Consider the following 22,775-nt stretch of genomic DNA (forward strand, 5'->3'; position numbering starts at 1 on the left):
TGCCTGAGGTGGGGGCGGGTGGGAGGAAGAACCAGCCCCGGAATTGACTTTCAGACCACGTAAAGACTGACCGGCGGTTTCCCGGACTTTGCCGTTCGGTTGGCCGCGTCGCCTTCGCTCATGAACCCGGCGCTGCTTGCCTGGCGGTAGATAAGATCGCCCGCGTGCCCGGCCTCCATGACCAGCGCCTGCTGGCTGCAAAGCGAGGCCAGCGACAGGCCCAGACGGCGGAAATGCGCACGGCGATAGCAGTAGACGGCAAGTGCCGCGCGCTGCTGTTCCGGCAGTTGGCATCCGACATCAGTCACCGCGTTCAACGTTGCATCCAGCAACCGTTTCAGCAAATCGTCCGATACCGGACAGGCTTCCAAATCTGTTGATCCCGATGGCCGCATTGACCTTCTCCTAATAGATTGAGAAAAGTATTTAGGAGTAAGATTAATGATTTGTTAAACGCAAAGTCGGGTCCAATAAAAAGGAATTATAAGGATAAATCTGCTGATGTTGCCATCAAGTAACTTCCATTGTTTCTTTTATCAGTTCCTCCAGTTTGTCCCTGGTAACTGTACGCAAGGATTCCGCCTTATCCAGTATGCTCTCGGCTTTCATGAAGTCCAGAACGCGGATGGAGTCATGGGGCGGGCTGACCAGGATATCCGGTTGATCTGATTTCAGTTTTTGCTTTGTGATGGTCTGCATCAGGATCTGGGAAGAGCCGAACAGGGAATCCAGCATGCTGATGTCATCCTTGTTGTCTCGCGGCACCGGCGCGCCAACGACATCAACGGCAATGACGATGTCGCAACTCGCCCTGAGCCCGTCGAAAGGCAGTGGATTGACGACGCCGCCGTCGATCAGAAACCGGTCGCCATAGCGCACGGGTCTGAAAACCGCGGGAATCGCAATCGAGGCGGCCAGGGCAGGCAGCAAGGGGCCACTTTCAAAATCCACTTCCTCGCAGCGATAGAAGTCCGTTGCCAGCATACGCAGCGGAATGTCCAGGTCTTCGAACGTTTCGGACAGATAGTCCGAGACAAACACTTCCAGCACGCGAAGCGGGTCGAACTGCACCGGGCCGCCACGGAACACATCTGCGAACTTGCGTGGTCTCAACTGCCACAGGCGCGACAACACACTGTTGCGATCGGCAAAAATCTCCAGCGCAATGTCGCGGATTTCCTGGCCACTGCGACCACTGGCATAGGCCGCCCCCATCAGGGCACCGATGGACGTGCCGTTGATCCGGACAGGTTTTATGCCCAGGTCATCCAGCGCTTCCAGAACGGGGATGTGGGCGAGGCCGCGCGCACCGCCGCCGCCAAGGGCAAGACCGATTCTGGGGGAGGAGGTAGAGGGCATGGCGCGGGTCCGGCATTGAGAGCGTTACTTCCTGCACATGGGGGCTGACGCGCGCCTTGCCAACCTTGCAACTGCCTGCAACGGCAGTTGCGAACAGGAAAACCCTCTCAGTGCCGGAAAAACTCAGATCACGAAGTATAGATCGTCCGCGGCTTCCGACATCCAGTCCGTTGCATGATCAAACGGCATCGGCCGGGCAATCAGGTAACCCTGGATCGAGAAATCGCCCATCATCCGAAGCCGGTCGTATTGCTCTTCGGTTTCAACGCCTTCGCAGACAATGCCGATGTTGAGCGATCGGGCCAGGTGGATGAGCTGGTTGACGATCACTTCCTTTTTCGGGTCCTGAAGCATCTGGCGCGTGAAGGAACGGTCGATCTTGAGCCCGTTTATCGGCAAGTCCGAGACATGGGAGAGGGATGCATAGCCGGTGCCGAAATCATCCAGCTCGATATGAACGCCCAGCTCGAAGAGCTGCCGCAGCGCAGCCAGGTGGCCTGACCGGTTGTCGTTCAGGAACACCGATTCCAGAACTTCGGCGGTGATCCGTTCCGGTCCGACATTGTGCTTTTCCATCGCGGCCTTGAAGTGCTCGAGCAGCAGCCCGGACGACAGGTGCGATGGCGAGATGTTCACGGAGATGCGGCCAAAATCGAGGCCCTGGTCGATCCAGTGCCGGGCAGCGGCAAAGGCCTTGTCGATGACAATCTCACCCAGGATCGGCGCCAGACCGGATTTTTCCACGACCGGCAGAAAGTCTCCGGGCGAGACCGTGCCGCGTTCGGGGTGTCGCCAGCGTACCAGCGCTTCGATGCCGGTGACGGCCTGAGTGCGCAGGTTGACCTGCGGCTGGAACACGAGGAAGAACTGGTCGTTCTTGACCGCGTCCTTCAGTTCCAGCTCGATCTGTGCTTCCGTTTCGCTGTCTGTGCGCATATCCGGACGGAAGAAAGTATACCGGTCCTTGCCGTTTTCCTTGGACTGGTAAAGCGCGAGATCGGCATTGACCAGAAGCGTGTCGAAGTTGTCACTGTCCTCCGGGCACAGTGCCAGTCCCATGCTGACGGTCGGCCAGAACCTGTTGCCGTTGAACTCCATCGGCATCCGCATGATCCGGCGTGCCCGTTCGCACAACTCGTTGGGATCCGACGTTCCGCTTTCCGCCAGAATGACGAACTCGTCGCCTCCCCAGCGATAGGCCGTGCCCAGACCACGGCAGACTTCGCGCAGCCGGCGGCCCGTCTCTTCCAGGCAATGATCGCCGGCAAGATGGCCGAGCGTATCGTTGACCCGCTTGAAACCGTCCATGTCGACGTGAACCAGGAACGCCGGCTTCTCGCTTCGGGCGAAACGCTCCTTGGCATCGCGCTGGCAGCCGGCGCGGTTGGACAGTTTGGTAAGGGGGTCGAAATAGGCCAGGCGCTCCGCCCGGACCTTGGCTTCGCGGGTTTCGTTTTCCCGCTGCACCCGTTCGGAAACATCATTGGCAATGGCCACGAACAGGTCGCGGTCCTGATCGCGGAGAAGCTGTACCCTGAGATCGACCGGATATTCCGTGCCGTCCTTGCGCCGGTGAACGCTTTCGACCGACAGGTTGTCCCGATGTCCTTTCAGGAGGGGCGCGACGTGGCGCCGGACCGTGTTCGGGTCGTAAACGGGATCGATATCGCCGATCTTCTGGGATTTCAGCTCTTCGATCGTGTAGCCGAGATTGGCCAGGGCGCAGCGGTTGGCATATTCGATCTGGAAGGTTTCCGCGTCGAGGATGTAGATCTCGTTGAGCGAGGATTCCAGAATGTTGGCCAGCAGATGGTTCCTGCGTTCTGCCAGGCACCGGTCGGTGATGTCGTGAACGGTCCCGATCACCTTGGATGCCTTGCCGTCCCGACCGGCAAGCACATACCCGCGAACGTGCAGGTACTGGATGGTGCCGTCGTCATGCACCAGCGGGTGTTCGGTGTCGAATTCACCGCAGGATTTCACCGCTGCGTTGACCGCGTCCAGGGTTTTCTTCCGGTCGTCACCGGGAATACGATCAAAGAGATAGGCCTGGATCTCGTTTGCCGGAAGGTTCGGTGGGATCTTCATGACCCGGTAGTATTCTTCCGAGCCTAGGATTTCGTTTGAAGCGATATCGCGTTCCCAGCTGCCCACATGCGCAATCCGCTGGGCTTCGATAAGCTGAAGCGTGCTGCTTTCCAGCTTCAGGGTGTTGTCCAGAACTTCTGCCTCGAGGCGCGAACGCGTCAGCTGCACGGAGGACTGAAGGCGGGACAGGAGACGGAAGACCACCGTCCAGGCGAGCAGCGCCAGACCGATGCCTGCCATCAGTGAAAGCAATGTCCCCTTGGCAAAGTCCCAGATGTTGTCCGTGATGTCCTTTACCAGCAGAAGCTTCACGTCGTTGTTCGGGGTTACGACCATAATTGGCAGATCGCGAACCATGAACACCTTGCTGTTCTGGAGGAAGAAGCTGTTGAAGCCGGCGAAGTGGCCGTTGGAGGCGATCTTGCTGAAGTCGAAGCCGGTCGGCGTCAGATTGCCCAGCACCTTGTAGTGAACCGTGCTGGAATCACCTGCTTCGGCGACTTCGCAGGCCTTGACGATCTGGGCATTGACCGCGGAACTGGCCAGCGCGAGCGATTGTTCGATATTGATCGCGAGTTTCAGATACCCGATCCGGGATCCCTCAACGAGCCAGGGTTTCAGCACGCTGACGATGAATTCGTTGTTGCGGCCGAGTTCGATAGCATCGACTTCGCGAAAACGATTGGAATTCAGTTCGGTCTCGAAGCTGGCGGAATCCTGTGCCGGGGTGGCATTGCTTTGCGCGCGATAGACGATCTGCTGGTCGGCGGAATAGATGGTCAATTCCGCAATATTGAGATCGGCAGCTTTTCCGGCAAAGACCCTGTCGGCAACGGCCTTGATGTTGGCGGTGTCTTTCTTGCGGATGGCTGTCTGCAGATCGGTGTCGGCGCTGACAACACTGACTGCCTGATCGAGCGTTTGTTCCCCCAACGCTCTTTGATGCATCAAAAGACGTTCAGTCGTCCGGACGATCAGGTCCTGCGGCTCGCTCAGCGTACGATATTCCGTCACCACGTTCTGGAGCGTCAGGACGGCAACTGTCAGGCAGAGAAACGACAGAAAAACGACGCGAAGGGGTTTTTCGAAACGGGTTTCGTCCTTGCACCACCGCGCCAGGATCTGGTCAAGAATGGCACTCGGACTTCGCGCGCGCGCAATTGTGCGCGATTTCTCGTCGCGCAAGTCCTTGTCTTGCCAAAACTCTTGCTTGCCCACGCGTTGCACCCGTTCCCCCGAGCAGCCGTAGCTCCTCTTTGATCGGCAAGGACAGTCCGCTGTTTGTTATGGTCACCGGGCACGGCGAAGTTATGCAAACCATCACTGCCAATTTTCTCAATAGGCTGTATTGGTTAAATTGTATTGAATGTGTTCCTTAAGGCTTATTAAGAATAGAATTCATCCGAGAGGAAATCTTCCAGTCTCAAGATCAAATGTATTTGCGCTGAGCCTGATGATTGGCGATGCAGCAAAATAGTTTGATCTAAATCAGACGATCACCTTTGAGCGTCACCAGTTGAGGTGATGTCGCCGCCCAAGCGTCTGTGTTCGACCCAGCCGATTGACGCGAGCCAGCCTCGACTTGGCAAACAAGTCGTATGGCGCGGTGCCATCAACTGCCTGACGTGCTTGCGAAGAACTCGAGGAGGGCAGTGACCGTCTCTTCCGGGGCTTCTTCGGGCAGGAAGTGCCCACCGGGAAGCGCGGCGCCGACAGCGGTCCTTGACCAGCCCCGCCAGACTTCAAGCGGATCGTCCACGCTGGTGGCGATACCTTTGCTTCCCCAAAGTGCAAGAAGGGGAACAAGGATCTTTCTTCCCGCATCCAGATCCGCCCGGTCGTGGTCGTAGTCGATCGTTGCACCTGCGCGGTAGTCCTCACAGGTTGCCGATACCCGGTCTGGTTCGCAAAACCAGTCACGGTTATGCGCCATGGCTTCCTTGGAAAAGCACGACAGGGTCTTGGCCGCAGTCCAGCTGGCCAGCGTGTGATCGAGAAATCGTATCGGTGCGGCAGAAATAGTTTTTTCCGGGAAAGGCGCAGCCTGGGCCAGAAACATCCAGTGATAGATCTTGAGGCCGAACAGCCTGTCCATCCGGTCCCAGTAGTCACATGTCGGAAGGATGTCGAGAACGGCGACCTTCAGAAGGGCTTGCGGGTGATCGAGGGCAAGGCGGTAAGCCACCCTGCCGCCACGGTCATGGCCAGCCAGAAAGAACGTCGAGTGGCCGAGCACCTTCATGAGCTCGACCATGGCCGAGGCCATGCTTCGTTTGGAATAGGCCGCGTGATCGTGTGATAGCGGCGGCACGGACGAACGGCCATACCCCGGCAGGTCGGGCAGGACGAGCGTGAAGTGTTCGGCAAGCTGCGGGGCCACCTTGTGCCAGCAGACATGAGATTGCGGGTAGCCGTGCAGCAAAAGCAACGGTGGGCCGGACCCGCCGGTCCGGCAGAACAGCCGCACATCGTTGGCTTCCACAGTGATGCTGTCAAACCCCGGAAACAGATCCGGCAGGTCGTTTTTCACGTCTGTCTCCCCAGCCCGCACCGGGGAGAAGATTACCTTTGCTTTCAAGCGCCTGCCAAGTCCCGGAAACCGGAAATGCCACGATTGCCGGTTTTTCGCCTGGCTCGGCCTCAGCTTTCCCGGGCGATGGCCCGCCAGCCGATGTCGGTTCGGCAGAAGCCTTCCGGCCAGTCGATGTCGCGGATCCGCTCGTAGGCCCGTTGCTGTGCCTCGCGAACGGTGGTGCCGACCGCCGTCACGTTCAAAACGCGTCCGCCATTTGCCAAGATCTGCGTGCCATCGCGTTTGGTGCCTGCGTGAAAGACGGCAACGTCATCCGTTGCTGGTGTATCGAGACCACGGATTTCCGTGCCCTTGTCGTAGCTGCCCGGGTAACCCTTGGCGGCCATGACGACCGTCAGTGCGGCTTCGTCACGCCAGTCTGCCGTTGTCTGGTCCAGCCGGCCCTCGACGCTTGCAAGCAGCAGCTCCAGCAGGTCGCTCTTGAGGCGCATCATCAGGACCTGGCATTCCGGATCACCGAAGCGGGTATTGTATTCGATCAACTTCGGGCCGTTCTTGCCGATCATCAGACCCGCATAGAGAACACCCTTGAAAGGGGTGCCACGTTTGGCCAGTGTCGCGATGGTCGGCTCGATGATGGTACGCATCACCTCGGCAATCAGTGCATCTGTCAGGACGGGAGCTGGCGAGTAAGCGCCCATGCCGCCGGTATTCGGGCCCTCGTCACCATCATAGGCGCGTTTGTGGTCCTGGGCGGTGGCAAGCGGCAGTGCGTTGGTGCCGTCGGACAACACGAAGAAGCTCGCTTCCTCGCCTTCCAGGAATTCCTCGATGACGACTTCCGCACCTGCGGCCCCGAACGTGCCTTCGAAACAGGCCGTTACCGCCCCTTCGGCGTCTTTCAGCGTCATGGCGACGACGACACCCTTGCCGGCTGCAAGCCCGTCCGCCTTCACGACAATCGGTGCACCTTTTTCCCGGACATAGGCGAGCGCGGCATCTGCCGTATCAAAGCGGCCGTATCCGGCGGTCGGAATATCTGCTTCGTCGCACACGCCCTTGGTGAAGGCCTTGGAGCCCTCCAGTTGGGCCGCTGCCCTGGACGGACCGAAAGCCTTGATCCCGGCCGCTTCCAGATCATCGACAAGGCCTGCCACAAGCGGTGCCTCGGGGCCGACGACCACAAGATCGATGGCATGTTCGCGACAGAAACCGATGACTGCCTGATGATCCGCGGTGTCCAGATTGCAAAGCTCGGCCACCTCGGCAATCCCGGCATTGCCGGGCGCCGCATAGAGCTTGGTCAGCTTGGGAGATTTTGCCAGCGCCCAGGCGAGCGCGTGTTCGCGGCCGCCGGATCCGATCAGGAGAAGTTTCATAAACGGGCAGTCTCTTCGTGAAGGTTGAAGCAAGAGGGCCGTCCCCTAACACGGAGGGCGGCATACCGCAATTGGCGGCGCATGCAACGGCGCATTTCTGCCGGTCACCGCCCAACTTGTGACGCGGCGGGAGAGGTGGTTTCCGCGCCCAGGAAGAGGCCGGAACCTTGTCAGCCAGGGGTGGCAAGCGCGAAGAGGAAACCGAGGGCTGACCGGGTTTGGGTCGTCAGACCATGGCACCTTGCCCAACTCTGAGTTTCACGATAGCGCCCCTGTGACCTCTTGCGGGATGAATTTCCTGCTGAAAATCGCTAAAAGAACCTGAGAAGAGCGGAAAGCAGGAGCGTTTCCGCCGGATAATCGAGAAATGGACGGATCTAAAGTGTTTTCCACGAACGACACGGGGCCGGTTGCAGATGCGGTCAAGCAGCACTGGGTGGACACGCGGCTGCCGGCTGGGCTGCGCCCCTATGCGCGCCTTGCCCGCTGGGAACGTCCGATCGGTTGGTGGCTGTTGCTGTGGCCCTGTTTCTGGTCGGCGGCATTGGCGGCGGTCGCCGGTGGCAAGGCCTGGCCGGACCCCTGGCACATGGTTCTGTTTTTCATCGGTGCGGTTGCCATGCGCGGTGCAGGCTGCACCTACAACGACCTCGTCGACGTCGACATCGATTCCAAGGTCGAGCGGACCCGCTCCCGGCCCATCCCGGCGGGGCAGGTGTCCAGACTTCAGGCAAAGATTTTTCTGGTGGTCCAGGCCCTCATCGGCCTTGCGGTGCTGCTTCAGTTCAACACCTACACGATCTGGCTGGGCATCGCCTCGCTGCTGCCGGTTGCGGTCTACCCGTTCATGAAGCGCATCACCAACTGGCCGCAGCTGTTTCTGGGGTTCGCCTTTTCCTGGGGGGCGCTCATGGGCTGGGCGGCCGCCTTTGGGTCCCTGTCCTGGTCTCCGGTGTTTCTCTATATCGGCGGCATCTGCTGGACGATCGGCTACGACACGATCTATGCCCATCAGGACAAGGAGGACGATGCGCTTGTCGGTGTGAAGTCGACGGCCCGCCTCTTCGATGAGCACACCAAGCCGGCTCTCATCCTGCTCTACAGCTGCGCAACCGCGCTGTTCTTTCTGGCTGCGATCTTTGCCGATGCCGGTCCGGCCGCTTTTATCGGTATCCTGGCTGGCGTCATTCACCTGGGGTGGCAGATCGTCGTTCTGGATATCGATGACGGCGATCAGTGCCTGCAACTGTTCCGATCCAACGGGACCTATGGCTGGATCCTGTTCTTCGGTTTCTTCGCCGATGCCCTTATCGGTGCGCTCTAACGAAAAAAGCCCCGTTCAGCGGGGCTTTTTTTTGAAGACCTTCGTGTGCACGCTCAGGTGCGGGCAATAATCTCACGCTCATTGGCGTGGACGGTTGCCGAAGGTTCCTGCCGGCCGGGAAGACGGCGGTTCAGGAAGCGCGGACGGCGGCCGGTCAATAGGCGCAGCTTGCGCCGGGGCGCAGGTTTTGAAGCCGGAACGGCGCTGTAGGCTTCGATCGGCTTTACCTTGCCGCCGAGGTCACACACCAGCATAGGCAGGTTGAACACCTGGGCCCACCGGCTCCACAGGACCGCGAGGTCGTCGGATTTCTCGGTTTCGGCCAGGGTGATCGACAGCGCGCTATCGGGATGTTTCAGGATCAGTGCCGCCACGATTTCGCCCGGCACCGCGCCCGGAACGATCCGGACCATGACACCATCGAAACCTTGAGCGGGCACCACCACCGTCACCGGAACACCGGCAACCCGCCGCTTGATGACCGCCCTGTCACGATCCAGGAAAATTTCGGCTGGCAGGGAAGGGGTACCCGGCCGGTTTTCAAGGCGTTGCTCGAAGTGGGCCGGCAGGCAACCGGGATGCGGCATCGTTTGGGCGCCGACCCCGGTTGCTACCATTTCCTGTATTTCTGTTTGACGTCTCAAATGACTCTCCACCGGACCTTTAGGTCGGACCATTTTTGGTCTCTCGATGCATTCAATCTACTGAAGAAAAGTCGTGAACCACTTAAGATACAGAGTTAAAAAAGTCTGATTTATAAGAGGGTTACTGGAATGTAATCAGACAGGTAACACCTTGTTCAGTCATGTGGCAGATTCGACTTGATACAACCTTTGAATGAATTTGCCGCCCTGTCCCGATCCCGCCTATCTAGCGGTCATCATTACGAAAATCGGATGAGGCGCTGCGGCATTGCAACCTCTTGCCGGAACCGGCTCAAAATCCCATTTCCCACCTATCAGGGGAAAACCATGGCTCTGGAAGGCGCCCGGCACGACCGGATTGCCCGCAAAAGGCCCCGACAGTTGCAGCGCAGCCGTGCGGGGCGTAAACAACTGCCGAACCAGAAGACGAAAGAGCGGACACGATGTCGGAACTGATTGATCAAAGCGAATTGCAATCCCGAGCAGCCCGTCTGGTGGAAGCAGCCCGCAAGGCCGGAGCTGACGCCTGCGACGCGATTGCGGTTACCGGTGTCTCGCTTTCGGTCGATGTTCGCGAAGGCAAGGTGGAAGAAACCGAGCGCGCCGAAGGCGACGACGTCACCTTGAGGGTGTTTGTTGGCAAGCGCACTGCTGCTGTCTCAGCCAACCGTCTCGATGACCCGGCAAGCCTGGCTGAACGTGCCGTCGCCATGGCCAAGGTCGCGCCGGAAGATCCCTACGCCGGTCTTGCCGATCAGGATCTTCTCGTGAAGGAGTTTCCGGAACTCGAGCTTCTGGACACAAAGGAAATGACTGCCGAGGACCTGACGCAGATTGCGCTGGAAGCGGAAGCTGCCGGTCTGGACGTCGAAGGCGTCACCAAATCCGGCGGTGCGGGAGCCTCCTGGCGTCTTGCCGGTGTCGTTCTGGCGACCAGCCATGGGTTCCAAGGGTCCTATATGTCGTCCCGCTATGGCATGTCCATGACAGCCGTCGCAGGGGAAGGGACCGGCATGGAGCGGGATTACGATTTCGACAGCCGTACCTATTACGAAGACCTGGAAGCACCGGCGGAGATCGGACGCAGGGCCGGGGAAAGAGCTGTGCGCCGTCTCAACCCGAACAAGCTTTCGACCCGTACCGCGAATGTCATTTATGAATCGCGCGCTGCCCGCAGCATTCTCGGGCACCTTGTCGGGGCGATCAACGGGGCCGCAATTGCGCGCAAGACCAGCTTCCTGAAAGACCGGATGGGCGAGGCCGTGTTCGCACCTGGCATCCAGGTGGTTGACGACCCGTTCAAGCGCCGGGGTGCCGCAACACGCCCCTTCGACGGGGAAGGGACCCGGGCGGAACGTCTCGATGTCATTGAAGACGGTGTCCTGCGACACTGGTTTCTGGACGGTGCTTCCGCACGCGAACTGGGCCTGACGCCCAATGGCCGGGCGCACCGCAGTGGCAGCGGCACGTCGCCTGGCGCAACGAACGTCACATTGATGCCTGGCGAAAAATCGCTGGAAGAATTGATGGCGGAAGCCGGGCAGGGCCTGCTGGTGACCGACCTGATCGGTCACGGCGTAAACGGCCTTACCGGTGACTATTCGCGCGGGGCAGCCGGGTTCTGGTTCGAAAACGGCCAGATCGTGGAAGCCGTCAGTGAAATCACCATTGCAGGCAATCTGAAGGACATGTTTGCACGGCTCGTGCCCGGCAGCGACCTCGACAATCGTTATTCGGCAGCCACTCCCTCGGTCATGATTGAAGGAATGGCCCTTGCCGGAAGCTGACAAGGGCCTGAACGACACCGGACGAAGCGAAATCGGGCTGGATGAAGCCGGAAGGGACGCGGACCTGCGCCTGCTGGAGTTGGCTGCGCGCCAGGCGGGCGATATTGCGCTGGGTTTCTTCGGTCAGGATCCGGAGACCTGGTACAAGGGCAAGGCGGGCATGTCGCCGGTTTCCGAGGCAGATCTCGCGGTAGACCGTTTTCTTGCGGACTACCTGCGGTCTGCGCGGCCGGACTACGGCTGGCTTTCGGAGGAAACCGCCGACGACCGCAGCCGTCTCAACCACGAGCGTGTCTTCATTGTCGATCCGATTGACGGCACGCGGGCCTTTCTGGCGGGTGGGGACGAATGGACGGTGGCGATTGCCGTGGTCGAGGCTGGTCGGCCCGTTGCGGCTTCGGTCTTTTGCCCGCGCCGGGACGAGATGTTTCTGGCCCGTACAGGCGGCGGAGCCTGGCTCAATGGGGCACGACTGGCGGTGTCAGATCGCACCGGCCTTTCCGGCGCAACCTTGACCGGGCCTCATTCCATTGTTGCCAATCAGGACGTTGTCGCTGCAGGTTTTGTCGGCACGGAAATCCTGCGCTCCCTGGCTTATCGGCTGGCGATCGTGGCGGCGGGACGGGTCGATGTCGGGGCCGCACGAGGCGGGCCGAGCGATTGGGATCTTGCGGCGGCGGATCTTTTGGTGCAGGAAGCGGGCGGTGTATTGACCGACCTGTCGGGTCGGAACCTGATCTACAACCGCGCCAAGACCGGCCACCCGGCCCTGATCGCAGCTCCTGTTGCGCTGATCGGGCCTGTGCGCGACGCGCTCGACGACCTGATCAGGTAACAGTCCGGTTGCAGCGACGAAAGCGAGGATATTGATGAGTAATACCGATACTCCGAAGCAGCTCCTTCATCTTGTGTTCGGCGGCGAGCTGGAATCACCGGAAGGGCTGACGTTCCGCGATCTGGACGAACTGGATATCGTCGGAATCTACCCGAATTATGCCGAAGCCTACAAAGCTTGGAAATCCAAGGCACAGGCGACGGTCGACAACGCTCATATGCGTTACTTCATCGTCCACATGCACCGCTTGCTCGATCCGGAAACGGCTTCTTAAGGCAGCGCAGCTCTCTCAGGCGACAACACCAAATGATAAAACGCCTCGGCCGTCAGCCCTGGGTTCTGGCCAGCATCGGCACTTTGATGGCCGTTTACCTGAAACTGGTCTACCGTACCAACCGGTTCGTGATCGATCCGGAGGGCGTGCACGAACGTTCCGAACAGGATCTCCCGGTTATCGTGGCCATGTGGCACGGCCAGCACTTCATGGTGCCCTTCGCCAAGCCGGCTCACTGGCCCGCCAAGGTGATGATTTCCCGGTCTGCCGATGGCGAGGTCAACGCGATCGCGGCCCGCAAGCTCGGCCTCGGCCTGATCCGTGCCTCCGGCGGCAAGAACGCACGCCAGATAAAAAAGCGCGGCGGCATGCGTGGTTTCATCGAGGCGCTTCGTGCGCTCAAGGAAGGCTATTCCATCGCCATGACGGCGGATGTGCCCAAAGGTCCGGCCCGCAAGTCTGGCGTTGGCATCGTTCAGCTTGCCAAGCATTCGGGCCGTCCCGTCCTGCCTGTGGCGGTGGCAACCAGCCGCAGCATCGAGCTGAACAGTTGGGACAAGGCCAGCGTCAACCTGCCGTTCGGCCGGGGCAGCATCGCGGTGAGTGATCTCATCTGGGTTCCCGCCGATGCGGACGACGACACGCTTGAGGAATACCGCCTCAAGGTGGAAGAGGGGCTCAACGCCGCAACGAAACGTGCTTACGAGCTGGTCGGAAGGGCGGATGGCTGACCGGCGACCCCTTGTCTTCAGTCTCTACAGGGGCCTTGCACGGGCTCTGACGCCTCTGTTCAATCTGCTTTTCTGGCTGCGCAGCCGCTCCGGCAAGGAATTACCGGCCCGCAAGGGGGAGCGTTTCGGACGGAGTGCGACAAGCCGGCCTGCAGGCAAGCTTGTCTGGATCCATGCGGCCAGTGTCGGTGAAACCGTATCCGTGCTGCCGCTGGTTGATGAACTGACGGGGTCCGGCAACAAGGTGCTCCTGACCACAGTCACCGTGACGGCGGCACAGCTGGCACAGGGCCGCTTGCCGGAAGGGGCGATCCACCAGTTCATGCCATTCGATGCGCCCGGGCCGATCTGCCGATTTCTCGACCACTGGTCCCCGGACCTGGCGATGGTGGTCGAGTCCGAAATCTGGCCGTGCCTTTTCGATGAAATGCGTTCACGGCAAACGCCCTTCGTACTTCTCAACGGCCGCCTGTCGGACCGGTCGTATCGAAGCTGGGCGCGCTTTCCGCGTATTTCCCGATATCTGTTTCGGTGTCTGGATATGGTTCTGGCGCAAAGCGCCGCCGATGGCGAGCGGTTCCGCCTGTTGGGCTGCCGCAATGTTTCAACGCCCGGCAATCTGAAATTCGATGCACCGGACCCGGCCGTGGACGAAGGCCAGGCAACCGCCCTGTTGGTGCAGACAGGAGCGCGTCCGGTCTGGCTGGCCGCCCTGACGCATCCGGGCGAGGACGAAATCGTACTCGAGGCCTTTGGCCGTCTCACCGAGGAATTTCCCGGTCTCCTGCTGGTCCTGGTGCCGCGACATCCCGTTCGGACAGATGATATTGCGGCCATGATCGATAGCCGTGGCCTGCGTGCGGCGCGTCGAAGTCTGGATCAGGCAATTGAAACGGACACAGATGTCTATCTCGGTGATACACTGGGCGAGATGGGACTTTTTTACAGATTGGCACCGGTGACGTTTTTGGGTGGTTCATTCAACGATGCAGGCGGTCATAACCCGGTGGAAGCTGCATTGTCGGGCTCCGCGCTGGTAACTGGCCCGCGTGTTGCGAACGCCCGCGCCGTCTACAAGGACTTCTGGAGCCGGCGGGCTTCACTGAAAGCGGAGTTGCCGGAGAACCTGGCAGATTGTGTCGGCAGTCTTTTGCGCGATGCTGACGCTGCCCGGGCGCAGGCGGAAAGAGCAAGAGCCCTGGTCGAGGCCGGGCGCGGTGCCTTGGCCGAAACCCTGAAAGTGTTGCAACCCATATTGGGAAAAGCAGGTCCGGCGACTGACGATCCGCTGCCGCGGGGCCGCGCATGAAGTCGGCGCCCGACTTCTGGTGGAAGCCGGGACAGACACTGGCAAGTTGGCTGCTGTCGCCGGCAGGCTGGATTTACGGACTGGTCTCTGGCCGCCGTATGTTGAAGAAGCCGAAAGCGAAAAGCCGGTTGCCTGTAATCTGCGTCGGCAATTTCGTCGTTGGCGGAACCGGAAAGACCCCCTTCGCCATCGAACTGTCCTACAGATTGCAGGAAGAAGGCTTGCGGCCCGGTTTCCTGCTGCGCGGTTACGGCGGCAAGGCCAAAGGGCCGCTCCTCGTCGAGGCCAGCATGCACGACGCCGATGTTGTCGGTGACGAGGCCTTGTTGCTGGCCCGGTACGGTCCAACCGTGATTGCGGCCGACAGGCCGTCGGGGGCACGGCTTGCCGAACAGCAACCCATTGATGTCCTTTTGATGGATGACGGATTTCAGAACCCGGCGCTGGCCAAGGATCTCAGCCTGGTGCTGGTCGATTGCAGCGTGGGGTTCGGCAATGGCAAGTGTCTGCCTGCCGGGCCCTTGCGGGCACCTGCGGCCAAGCAGATCGTGAAGGCCGATTGCCTGGTCCTGGTAGGCGAGGGGGATGCGGCAGAGGAAGCTGTGCATCTGGCTGGACGCAAGGGGTTGCCGATCCTTCACGCGCATGTGCGGCCACAGCCGAACGATGAACTGGCGGGAAGCAGGCTCTTTGCATTTGCGGGCATCGGCAGACCGCAGAAATTCTTCGATACGCTGAAATCGCTTGGCTACGACGTGAAGAAAACGCGGGAATTCCCCGATCACCATCAATACACGCAAACCGACGTGCGTACGCTGCTGACCGAAGCCGAGGAAGCCGGCTTCAAGCTGGTGACGACGTCCAAGGACATGGCCAGGCTGGAAACGTCGACGGGAGAACTGTTCCACTGGATCGCATCCAGTGCGGCCGTCCTGGAAGTGCGAATGGAGATCGACGACGAAGACAGGCTGGCGTCACTCATCAAGGAGCGGCTGCGTCGGCGTCAGTTCGGAAAATGAGGCTGCTTGAGTTCGCCTGATGCGGCTCAGCGCGTTTCCAGATACCGCTTCATGGACGCATTGGCATCGACATAGGCTTCCTGCCGTTCGACAGACCAGTATTTCAGCTCGTCCAGCGGGATCGCCGTGCCGGTGACCGCACAGCGCACGAATGTCCCCGGTGTTTCCACCTGATAGTCGCCGTCCAGGTAGCGGACGCGGGCTTCATTGGGGATGCGCGGATTTTCGTAGCGGTTCATGATCTGCAGTTTGGCTGTCGGTCTATCGGGAAGTCTTGATAGCATTTATGGCAGACTGGCAGGAGAGGGCAAGTCAAAGCTTTGCCAGCGGGCCTTTTCCCCGTTGTGGGACAGTCGGCTTCAAAACCGCGCAGGGTAACCCGGCCCCGACTGCATTCCGGCGTGCGGTACCGTATGACTGGCAAGTGGAATTCTCCGCTTATGGGATGAATTGCGCGCCAAAACGCCTATGTTGAGAGAAACAACCAAATTGCCCGGTCTGGCAATGCAACCTGCATCGGCAGACACTGCGGGCGAAATCAGGACAGACAGATGACCCTTTCCACCACCGATCTTATCGAATCTTCAGGCCTGGGCCTCGAAACGGCAAGGCGGATCACTCAGGACGCACTTGATGGAGCGGATGATGGCGAGCTTTTTGTCGAATATCGGCAAAGCGAGGGCCTGGTCTTCGACAACGGGCGCCTGAAAGGGGCCAACTACGACACCGCACAAGGTTTCGGTCTGAGAGCCGTTGCCGGTGAAGCTGCCGGTTACGCTCATGCCGGAGATATCTCCGAAGGTGCATTGAAACGGGCGGCCGATGCGGTCAGCGCCGTCAAGAAGGGGTATTCGGGTAGCTACGCGGCAGCACCTGCGCGCACCAACCAGACGCTTTATACCGATGCAAACCCGCTTGGCGGGCCGAGCTTCGAGGACAAGGTCAAGCTACTGCAGGAAATCGATGCCTACGCGCGGGCAAAGGATCCACGCGTGCGGCAGGTGTCCGCGTCTCTGGCGGGGTCCTGGCAGGTGGTCGAGATCCTGCGTGCGGACGGTCATCTGGTGCGCGATGTGCGTCCGATGGTGCGGCTCAGCATTTCCGTCGTCGCCGGCAATGACGAACGCCAGGAAAGCGGCTCTTTCGGTTGCGGTGGCCGGGAAGGCTTCGAGCGATTCATCACCACGGAAAACTGGCAGGGCGGTGTCGACGAGGCGCTGCGTCAGGCTCTGGTCAATCTGGAAGCGGTTCCGGCACCTGCCGGCACTTTCGATGTCGTGCTGGGGCCGGGCTGGCCGGGCATTCTTCTGCACGAAGCCGTCGGCCACGGACTGGAAGGCGACTTCAACCGCAAGAAAACGTCAGCGTTCGCCGGTCTCATGGGCCAGCGCGTCGCTTCGCCTGGCGTGACCATCGTTGACGACGGAACGATTGCCGATCGGCGGGGTTCGCTGACTGTGGACGACGAAGGTACGCCTTCCAGCCGAACGGTACTGATCGAGGACGGTATCCTGAAGGGCTACATGCAGGACCGCCAGAATGCGCGCCTGATGGGCATGGAGCCGACCGGTAATGGCCGCCGGCAGTCCTACGCCCACATCCCGATGCCGCGCATGACCAATACGGTAATGATGGCCGGTGACAAGGATCCGGACGAGATCCTGGCATCGGTCAAGGACGGCATTTACGCCGTGTCTTTCGGCGGTGGCCAGGTCGACATCACCTCCGGCAAATTCGTGTTCTCCTGCACCGAAGCCTACCGCGTGGAGAACGGCAAGGTTGGCGCGCCGCTGAAAGGGGCAATGCTGATCGGTAACGGACCGGACGCGCTGACCCGCGTTGCCATGATCGGGAACGACATGAAACTCGATCCCGGCATGGGCACCTGCGGCAAGCAGGGGCAGGGCGTGCCGGTTGGCGTCGGCCAACCGTCCATGCGCATCAATGCCATGACCATAGGCGGGACGGCGGTCTGACAAAGCCGCCTGGAAGGACCTATGCCGGACATAAAATTCGTCATCTTCGATATGGATCTGGTGCTCTACGACTATGACCACCAGATCCGCTTGAAGTTGCTTGAAGAGCTGACAGGAAGGCCTGCGGCCGATATTGATCGCTCGGTCTGGGGCGGTCCTCATGAGAATGCAGCCGAGGCGGGAGATCCTGCAACGGCCGAGGCCTATCTGGAGCAATTTGCAAGGCTGCTCGAGTTTCCGATCGATTTCGAAACCTGGGCGGATGTGCGCCGGCAGATGATGCGCCCGCGCCGGGATGTCTTGTCGCTTGTCCGCCGCCTGAAGGCGACCGCAGACATTGCGCTGCTGACCAACAACGGCATGCTCTTGAAGGATGCCTTGCCCGTCTGCGCGCCGGAAACGGTCGAAATTTTCGGTGAGAAAGCCCATGTCTCGGCTGAGTTTGGAGCCCGCAAGCCTGATCCGCTGGTCTTTGAGCGCATCTGCGGCCGCTACGGCTACGGTCCCGAGGAAAGTGCGTTTGTCGATGACCGAGCGGAAAACATAGAAGGGGCGCAGAGCGTCGGGCTTAAGGGCCATCACTACGTGACTGCGGATGGCCTGGAAACGTTCCTGAGGGCTTGTCGGCTGATCTGATCAGGAACGCAGGTTTGCGCGATCGGGGTGTTTCAGTCAGGGCTTTGGGTGAAAGTGCCTTTGAGGCAGCAGGTCTTCCGAACTGAAAGTCCCGTTTCCGGCTATCACCATGCCGCGTGCCACGCTCAGGTTCCTGGCAACGCCGCTTCCTTTCAGCAGACCGCCTCTCATGTCCGGATCATCTTCCTGAAAGGAGCCTCCGTCCGACAGTTTGCAGCTGTCGACCGTGATATTGCCGAGGATCTGACTGCCGTCTCCCAGCATGCATCTGCCGAACAGGGCCGGGTTGTTGAGGAACCGGCCATGGCTTCCTATCCGGATTTCCGCGCCGGGCCTGTTGGCCTTGGCGGTAAATCCGCCTTCGCCGAACTGGTTCTTGTTACCGATCAGAATATTGCCGTTCGACGCTTCGAAATGGCTGCCGGAGTGCACAATGTTGTCGTCGCCCAGCTGGATCTTTGCTCCGGATGAGGCCTTCAGCGTGACGCCCGGATAAAAGATGTTGTTCCTGCCCGCCGATACGCCTTCGGAAACCAGCGTGGAAAAGGGATCCAGAACATGATTTCCGTCCAGGATTTCCATCATCTGAGACAGCGGCAGAAACCCGCAGGCAAGGCGTGCGGCATCGATTGAGGCAAACAGATCGGACATGCGGTGCAAGAGCTCCGTCTTGGAGTACAGGGATAGATAGCCAGCCTTTGGACTGGACGTTGCCTGCCAGACTTTTTCACCGGACATCTGCAACGCTACGCAGCAAATATCCAACGTGCAATCAGCTTGTGCGGTTCTCGGCGCGTGGGCTGTCCTTTGATTGAAAATAAAGCACTTTTTTGCTGCAGTCGCTGGATTTGATTAAAGGATAGGGCGTATTCTCTGATATCGTTGAAGTGAGCCGAAGTCGCCTGAAACAAGAAGGCGACGCGTCGGGACCATGCGGTTAAGGAGAAGGAATGGCAGCAGAAGGAGCCCCTCCGTTTTTTGCCGAATCGATCGTGTTTCTGGCCGCGACGGTCGTCGCCGTACCGATCGCCAAAAGGCTGGGGCTTGGATCGGTGGTCGGTTATCTCGCTGCCGGAGCCGTTATAGGCCCGCACGGCCTAAAGCTTCTCGGCTCGGGCGAGGACGTGCTTCATGTCGCCGAACTTGGCGTCGTCCTGCTGCTGTTTGTCATCGGTCTGGAGCTGGACCCGCGAAAACTCTGGCGGATGAAGCGTGACATCTTCGGCCTTGGAACGGCCCAGGTGCTTCTGACCGGTGTGACCTTCTACGCCATAGGGCGGCTGTTCGGTTATTCCTTCACCACCTCTCTGGTTGCTGGCTTCGGCCTGGCGCTTTCTTCCACCGCGTTCGCGCTGCAGATCCTGCAGGAACGCGGACAACTTTCCTCAACATACGGCCAGCGCGCGTTTGGCATCCTGTTGCTTCAGGATATCGCCATCGTGCCACTGCTTGCGATGGTCGCCATTCTGGCGCCGGGGGAAGGCCCGTCCACCTACACCCAGATCGCGAGCGAGATCCTGATCGTTCTGGCGGCGGTGGCTGCCGTTATCCTGACTGGCCGATATCTGGTGTCGCCGATTTTCCTGCTGCTGGCGGCAAGCCGCGCGCGCGAGGTCATGCTGACAGCCGCTCTCCTCGTCGCTCTTGGCAGTGCCGGCATCATGCATGCGGTCGGCCTGTCGATGGCGCTCGGGGCGTTCCTGGCAGGTGTTCTGCTGGCCGAATCGAGTTTCCGCCATACGCTTGAAGCCGACATCGAGCCCTTCCGGTCTTTGCTCATGGGCCTGTTCTTTGTCGCCGTCGGCATGTCGCTGGATGTCTACCTGGTGATGACCCACTGGGAAATCCTCGCAATCGGCGTCATCTGTGTGATGGGCGTGAAGGGCATATTCCTTTGGGCTCTGTCACGGGGCACCGGCTCGCCGAATTCCGATGCATTGCGCATTGCCGTCACGCTGCCTCAAGGTGGTGAATTCGCCTTTGTCCTGTTCACCGCCGCTGTCGGCGAACGCCTGTTGAGCTATCAGGCCGTCAACCAGCTGAACGCGATTGTGGTCTTGACCATGTTGCTGACGCCGGTTGCCTGCCTCGGGCTGGACCGGCTGGCGGCCAGGGTCAAGGCACGGGGTGTTGAAAACCCGTCGATCGAGACATTCGAGGAGGCAACTCCGACCGTGCTGGTGATCGGCTTCGGCCGCTTCGGCATGGTGGTGGCCCAGTTCCTGACATCCGAAGGTCTTGAGATCACCGCCATCGACAACCGGCCGGACCGTATCGCCTACGCCCGCAAGCAGGGCTACAAGGTCTATTACGGCGATGCGACGCGGGCAGACGTTTTGGCGGCGGCTGGGGCAGGCAAGGCAACATTGGTTGCCATGTGTATCGAGAACGACAAGGTGATGGGCAAGGCCATCGACCTCGTGCGCGAAGGCTTCCCCGAAGCGCTGATCTTCTGCCGGGCGACGGACCGCGCGCATATGCTGGACCTCACCAAACGGGGCGTCGATTTCCAGATTCGTGAAACCTTCGAATCGAGCGTCGTCTTCGGCCGGGCGGCACTCGAGGCACTGGGAACTCCCCTCGACCGGATCGACCAGATCGAGGAAGACGTCCGCGACCGGGACGAGGAGCGGCTTGCCCAGCAACTGCGTGAGGGCATGTTTGCCGGCGCCGACAAGCTGCACAAGGTAACGCCGCGCCGGTCGATGGAGGCGAACGCTCCTGACGCACCAGCCGCGGAATAGGCGGCAAGGCTCATCACCAGGATTTCGGAAACAAAAAAGGCGCCGAATGGGCGCCTTTCGTTTGGTTGCTTGCGTTTCCGTGTCAGGGCAGGGCGTCGAAGCCTGCGGAGAACCCGTTCAGCGAAATCGGGATGCCGATCCCTTCTTCCGGGGTCTGGAAGATGATGAAGGTCGCCTGAGAGCCGGCCTGCAATTTGCTCAGCAGATCTTCTTCGAGGATGACCTCGGCAATGCAGCCGTTCGGAAGGCAGCGGACGAAACCGGCCCGGCCGATATCGGCGTTGTCGACCCTGAGGCCAAGACCAGACGGCAGCAACACGCCGAGCGGTGCAAGAACCCTGAGAATGCGGGCCTGCTTGTCGGCGGTTTTCAGAATGATCACGGAAAGCCCGACGTTTTCCCGGTCGGCCGCAGTGACGTTCTGGATCAGCGCGCACTGGTCACCGGTGGAACCGGGAGGCGTGTCGCAGCGCATTTGCCAGTCGCCGTGAGTCGAGCGGACCTCGCCTTGTGCCGCGGCGGGCAGATTTCCGTAAGTCAACGAACTGAAGACGATCCCGGCAACGGCCGCGAGTTTGGGAAAAGACAGTCTGGAACGTCCATTAGGGCGGGCAGCCAGTGACTGCGGCAATTGGGTTGACAAGAAATCCTCCAGTCAATCGTTGTCCGGTTCGCTTTTGGTCGGCCTGCCAAAAAAGATGCGGCCTGCTTGGCGAATCAAGGTGTAATTCTAGGCCAGACATTGCCGCATGACGGCGCACGTTTCCAGTCCGGCAGTTCAGGAACCGAAGGATTAGCCGCAATTCTTGTCGAAAATTCGCATGTCCTTGACCCGTGTCAAATGACAGAGAGCTTCAGGTGGCTGTGAAAAGTTGGAAATTCCGTTGCAGCTCGGCGTTTCTTGTGGTTTTTGTGCGGCTCAAAGGTGTCGGTGGAATGATGCGGCACATCGCCGCTATGCCCGATGGTAGCCATCGCCCTTTATATGAGTTTGTGGTTATAGTCCGGTCAAACTCATGACCTTGTCCAACGCCAGGACGCAGCAGATTTGGCTTGCGCAGCGCCGCCAAGCCCGCTACTGCCGCACCGGATTGGACCGGATCTGAGTCCGGAAATTTAGCATTTTCCGCCATTTCAGGCGGATGAGGGAAGGGAGCGCGGACGTGAAGGCAGTCTTCAAGCGTCTCATGACTATGGCCGGTGCGGCGGCAACTTTTGCTGGAGTGTCGACGGCGGCCCTGGCAGCGGAATCCGGCATCAAGGAATGGCAGCTGGGCTTTCAGGCCTCTGTCACCGATGTGATGGACGACATTACCTGGTTCAACGGGTTCACCCTGGTGATCATTACCGTGATCACCCTGTTCGTGCTGGCGCTGCTGATCGTCTGCATGACCCGCTTCAGCGCGAAGTCGAACCCGGTTCCGTCCAGAACCTCGCACAACACCATGATCGAAGTGGTCTGGACGGTTGCTCCGATCCTGATTCTGGTCGTGATCGCGATCCCGTCTTTCCGCCTGCTCTACAAGCAGCTGGACATTCCCGAATACGAGATGACCGTCAAGGCGACCGGGTACCAGTGGTACTGGGGCTATGAGTACACCGATGAGAACATGGGTGAGCTCTCCTTCGACTCCATCATGGTCAAGGACGACGAGCGCCAGGCTGTTGCAGACGCTCGCGGCGTGACGCTGAACGAAGTTCCGCGCCTTCTGTCCGTTGACTACGACCTCGTCATTCCGGTCGACACGACGGTTCGCGTCCAGGTGACTTCCGAAGACGTGATTCACTCCTTCGCGATGCCGTCCTTCGGCGTCAAGGTCGACGCCATTCCGGGCCGCCTGAACGAGACCTGGTTCCACGCTCGCGAGGAAGGCGTCTACTACGGTCAGTGTTCCGAACTGTGCGGCAAGGATCACGCTTTCATGCCGATCGCAATCCGTGTGGTTTCCAAGGATCAGTTCCAGACCTGGTCGACTGCCGCTCAGGACGATCTGGACACTGCAAACCAGCAGCTCCTGGCTTCGATCGCCGATACCAAGAAGCTGGCTGCCGCAGGCAAGCTTGAAGAGATCTCTGTCGCCGCGAAATAATGCGGCGGCGATCCTGTTTGGCGATGCGCGCGATGTCATGCAGCGCC

At 60.0% G+C, this 22,775-nt stretch carries 20 protein-coding genes; 11 read left to right on the forward strand and 9 right to left on the reverse strand.

Features of this window, described 5'->3' with window-relative positions:
- Window positions 1-50 precede the first annotated feature (50 nt).
- From J7447_RS00005 to purD, 5 genes are all read right to left on the reverse strand, one after another.
- Window positions 51-395 carry a hypothetical protein gene (locus tag J7447_RS00005; protein ID WP_023002044.1) on the reverse strand — a complete coding sequence of 115 codons (345 nt, stop codon included), beginning with the start codon at window positions 393-395 and terminating at the stop codon, window positions 51-53.
- A gap of 115 nt (window positions 396-510) precedes the next feature.
- Complete coding sequence (locus J7447_RS00010) at window positions 511-1,359, reverse strand: patatin-like phospholipase family protein (protein WP_209168409.1); 849 nt, start codon at window positions 1,357-1,359, stop codon at window positions 511-513.
- Between the two features lie 123 nt (window positions 1,360-1,482).
- The gene (locus J7447_RS00015) at window positions 1,483-4,632 is read right to left on the reverse strand and encodes an EAL domain-containing protein (protein ID WP_209168410.1); all 3,150 of its coding nucleotides are present in this window, start codon (window positions 4,630-4,632) and stop codon (window positions 1,483-1,485) included.
- A gap of 427 nt (window positions 4,633-5,059) precedes the next feature.
- Complete coding sequence (locus J7447_RS00020) at window positions 5,060-5,977, reverse strand: alpha/beta hydrolase (RefSeq protein ID WP_152504589.1); 918 nt, start codon at window positions 5,975-5,977, stop codon at window positions 5,060-5,062.
- Between the two features lie 110 nt (window positions 5,978-6,087).
- On the reverse strand, window positions 6,088-7,359 hold the full coding sequence (gene purD / locus J7447_RS00025) for a phosphoribosylamine--glycine ligase (protein WP_209168411.1): 1,272 nt from the start codon (window positions 7,357-7,359) through the stop codon (window positions 6,088-6,090).
- A 367-nt stretch (window positions 7,360-7,726) separates the two neighbouring features.
- On the opposite strand from purD, the gene ubiA reads away from it, so the two are divergent.
- Window positions 7,727-8,683 (forward strand): 4-hydroxybenzoate octaprenyltransferase, encoded by a 957-nt coding sequence (ubiA, locus tag J7447_RS00030; protein WP_055657806.1) that lies wholly within the window; start codon window positions 7,727-7,729, stop codon window positions 8,681-8,683.
- 53 nt (window positions 8,684-8,736) lie between these two features.
- Here ubiA and J7447_RS00035 read toward each other — a convergent pair whose 3' ends face one another.
- The gene (locus J7447_RS00035) at window positions 8,737-9,327 is read right to left on the reverse strand and encodes a DUF6101 family protein (protein ID WP_208984425.1); all 591 of its coding nucleotides are present in this window, start codon (window positions 9,325-9,327) and stop codon (window positions 8,737-8,739) included.
- A 443-nt stretch (window positions 9,328-9,770) separates the two neighbouring features.
- On the opposite strand from J7447_RS00035, the gene J7447_RS00040 reads away from it, so the two are divergent.
- From J7447_RS00040 to lpxK, 6 genes are read left to right on the forward strand one after another with little or no spacing between them, the layout of a single operon-like run.
- On the forward strand, window positions 9,771-11,114 hold the full coding sequence (locus tag J7447_RS00040; protein WP_209168412.1) for a TldD/PmbA family protein: 1,344 nt from the start codon (window positions 9,771-9,773) through the stop codon (window positions 11,112-11,114).
- On the forward strand, window positions 11,101-11,949 hold the full coding sequence (locus J7447_RS00045; protein WP_197923128.1) for a 3'(2'),5'-bisphosphate nucleotidase CysQ: 849 nt from the start codon (window positions 11,101-11,103) through the stop codon (window positions 11,947-11,949). The genes J7447_RS00040 and J7447_RS00045 overlap by 14 nt, the downstream gene beginning before the upstream one ends.
- A 34-nt stretch (window positions 11,950-11,983) precedes the next feature.
- Entirely contained in the window at window positions 11,984-12,223 is a 240-nt protein-coding gene (locus J7447_RS00050) for a DUF4170 domain-containing protein (protein ID WP_023002035.1), read from the forward strand.
- Window positions 12,224-12,255: 32 nt separating this feature from the next.
- Window positions 12,256-12,954, forward strand: a complete 699-nt coding sequence (locus J7447_RS00055; protein WP_055657809.1) for a lysophospholipid acyltransferase family protein — start codon at window positions 12,256-12,258, stop codon at window positions 12,952-12,954.
- Entirely contained in the window at window positions 12,947-14,263 is a 1,317-nt protein-coding gene (locus J7447_RS00060; protein WP_209168413.1) for a 3-deoxy-D-manno-octulosonic acid transferase, read from the forward strand. Before J7447_RS00055 ends, J7447_RS00060 begins: the two co-directional genes overlap by 8 nt.
- On the forward strand, window positions 14,260-15,282 hold the full coding sequence (lpxK, locus tag J7447_RS00065) for a tetraacyldisaccharide 4'-kinase (protein WP_209168414.1): 1,023 nt from the start codon (window positions 14,260-14,262) through the stop codon (window positions 15,280-15,282). The genes J7447_RS00060 and lpxK overlap by 4 nt, the downstream gene beginning before the upstream one ends.
- 26 nt (window positions 15,283-15,308) lie before the next feature.
- Here the strand turns inward: lpxK and J7447_RS00070 are convergent, their stop codons facing one another.
- Complete coding sequence (locus J7447_RS00070; RefSeq protein WP_023002031.1) at window positions 15,309-15,521, reverse strand: DUF2093 domain-containing protein; 213 nt, start codon at window positions 15,519-15,521, stop codon at window positions 15,309-15,311.
- Window positions 15,522-15,833: 312 nt separating this feature from the next.
- On the opposite strand from J7447_RS00070, the gene tldD reads away from it, so the two are divergent.
- Both tldD and J7447_RS00080 read left to right on the forward strand, forming a co-directional pair.
- Window positions 15,834-17,258, forward strand: coding sequence for a metalloprotease TldD (gene tldD / locus J7447_RS00075; protein ID WP_062490265.1), 1,425 nt, complete (start codon window positions 15,834-15,836; stop codon window positions 17,256-17,258).
- Between the two features lie 21 nt (window positions 17,259-17,279).
- Window positions 17,280-17,894: an HAD family phosphatase gene (locus tag J7447_RS00080; protein ID WP_209168415.1), complete on the forward strand. Its 615-nt coding sequence runs from the start codon at window positions 17,280-17,282 to the stop codon at window positions 17,892-17,894.
- 36 nt (window positions 17,895-17,930) lie between these two features.
- Here the strand turns inward: J7447_RS00080 and J7447_RS00085 are convergent, their stop codons facing one another.
- The gene (locus tag J7447_RS00085) at window positions 17,931-18,545 is read right to left on the reverse strand and encodes a hypothetical protein (protein WP_209168416.1); all 615 of its coding nucleotides are present in this window, start codon (window positions 18,543-18,545) and stop codon (window positions 17,931-17,933) included.
- A 299-nt stretch (window positions 18,546-18,844) separates the two neighbouring features.
- On the opposite strand from J7447_RS00085, the gene J7447_RS00090 reads away from it, so the two are divergent.
- A complete protein-coding gene (locus J7447_RS00090; protein ID WP_209168417.1) occupies window positions 18,845-20,638 on the forward strand; it encodes a monovalent cation:proton antiporter-2 (CPA2) family protein in 1,794 nt (597 codons plus the stop codon).
- Between the two features lie 82 nt (window positions 20,639-20,720).
- Here the strand turns inward: J7447_RS00090 and J7447_RS00095 are convergent, their stop codons facing one another.
- Entirely contained in the window at window positions 20,721-21,194 is a 474-nt protein-coding gene (locus J7447_RS00095; protein WP_051990219.1) for an invasion associated locus B family protein, read from the reverse strand.
- A gap of 631 nt (window positions 21,195-21,825) precedes the next feature.
- Here J7447_RS00095 and coxB point away from each other — a divergent pair.
- Window positions 21,826-22,728 (forward strand): cytochrome c oxidase subunit II, encoded by a 903-nt coding sequence (gene coxB / locus J7447_RS00100; RefSeq protein WP_031285188.1) that lies wholly within the window; start codon window positions 21,826-21,828, stop codon window positions 22,726-22,728.
- Window positions 22,729-22,775 lie beyond the last annotated feature (47 nt).

The organism is Labrenzia sp. R5_0 (assembly GCF_017743835.1).
GTDB classification, from domain to species: domain Bacteria; phylum Pseudomonadota; class Alphaproteobacteria; order Rhizobiales; family Stappiaceae; genus Roseibium; species Roseibium algicola.

Coding starts and splice junctions, on each gene's coding strand:
- J7447_RS00080 (WP_209168415.1), top strand. CDS start 17,280: ATGCCGGACATAAAATTCGTCATCTTCGATATGGATCTGGTGCTCTAC.
- J7447_RS00040 (WP_209168412.1), top strand. CDS start 9,771: ATGTCGGAACTGATTGATCAAAGCGAATTGCAATCCCGAGCAGCCCGT.
- J7447_RS00085 (WP_209168416.1), bottom strand. CDS start 18,545: ATGTCCGATCTGTTTGCCTCAATCGATGCCGCACGCCTTGCCTGCGGG.
- J7447_RS00050 (WP_023002035.1), top strand. CDS start 11,984: ATGAGTAATACCGATACTCCGAAGCAGCTCCTTCATCTTGTGTTCGGC.
- J7447_RS00005 (WP_023002044.1), bottom strand. CDS start 395: ATGCGGCCATCGGGATCAACAGATTTGGAAGCCTGTCCGGTATCGGAC.
- coxB (WP_031285188.1), top strand. CDS start 21,826: ATGACTATGGCCGGTGCGGCGGCAACTTTTGCTGGAGTGTCGACGGCG.
- J7447_RS00090 (WP_209168417.1), top strand. CDS start 18,845: ATGGCAGCAGAAGGAGCCCCTCCGTTTTTTGCCGAATCGATCGTGTTT.
- J7447_RS00010 (WP_209168409.1), bottom strand. CDS start 1,359: ATGCCCTCTACCTCCTCCCCCAGAATCGGTCTTGCCCTTGGCGGCGGC.
- ubiA (WP_055657806.1), top strand. CDS start 7,727: ATGGACGGATCTAAAGTGTTTTCCACGAACGACACGGGGCCGGTTGCA.
- lpxK (WP_209168414.1), top strand. CDS start 14,260: ATGAAGTCGGCGCCCGACTTCTGGTGGAAGCCGGGACAGACACTGGCA.
- J7447_RS00070 (WP_023002031.1), bottom strand. CDS start 15,521: ATGAACCGCTACGAAAATCCGCGCATCCCCAATGAAGCCCGCGTCCGC.
- tldD (WP_062490265.1), top strand. CDS start 15,834: ATGACCCTTTCCACCACCGATCTTATCGAATCTTCAGGCCTGGGCCTC.
- J7447_RS00060 (WP_209168413.1), top strand. CDS start 12,947: ATGGCTGACCGGCGACCCCTTGTCTTCAGTCTCTACAGGGGCCTTGCA.
- purD (WP_209168411.1), bottom strand. CDS start 7,359: ATGAAACTTCTCCTGATCGGATCCGGCGGCCGCGAACACGCGCTCGCC.
- J7447_RS00055 (WP_055657809.1), top strand. CDS start 12,256: ATGATAAAACGCCTCGGCCGTCAGCCCTGGGTTCTGGCCAGCATCGGC.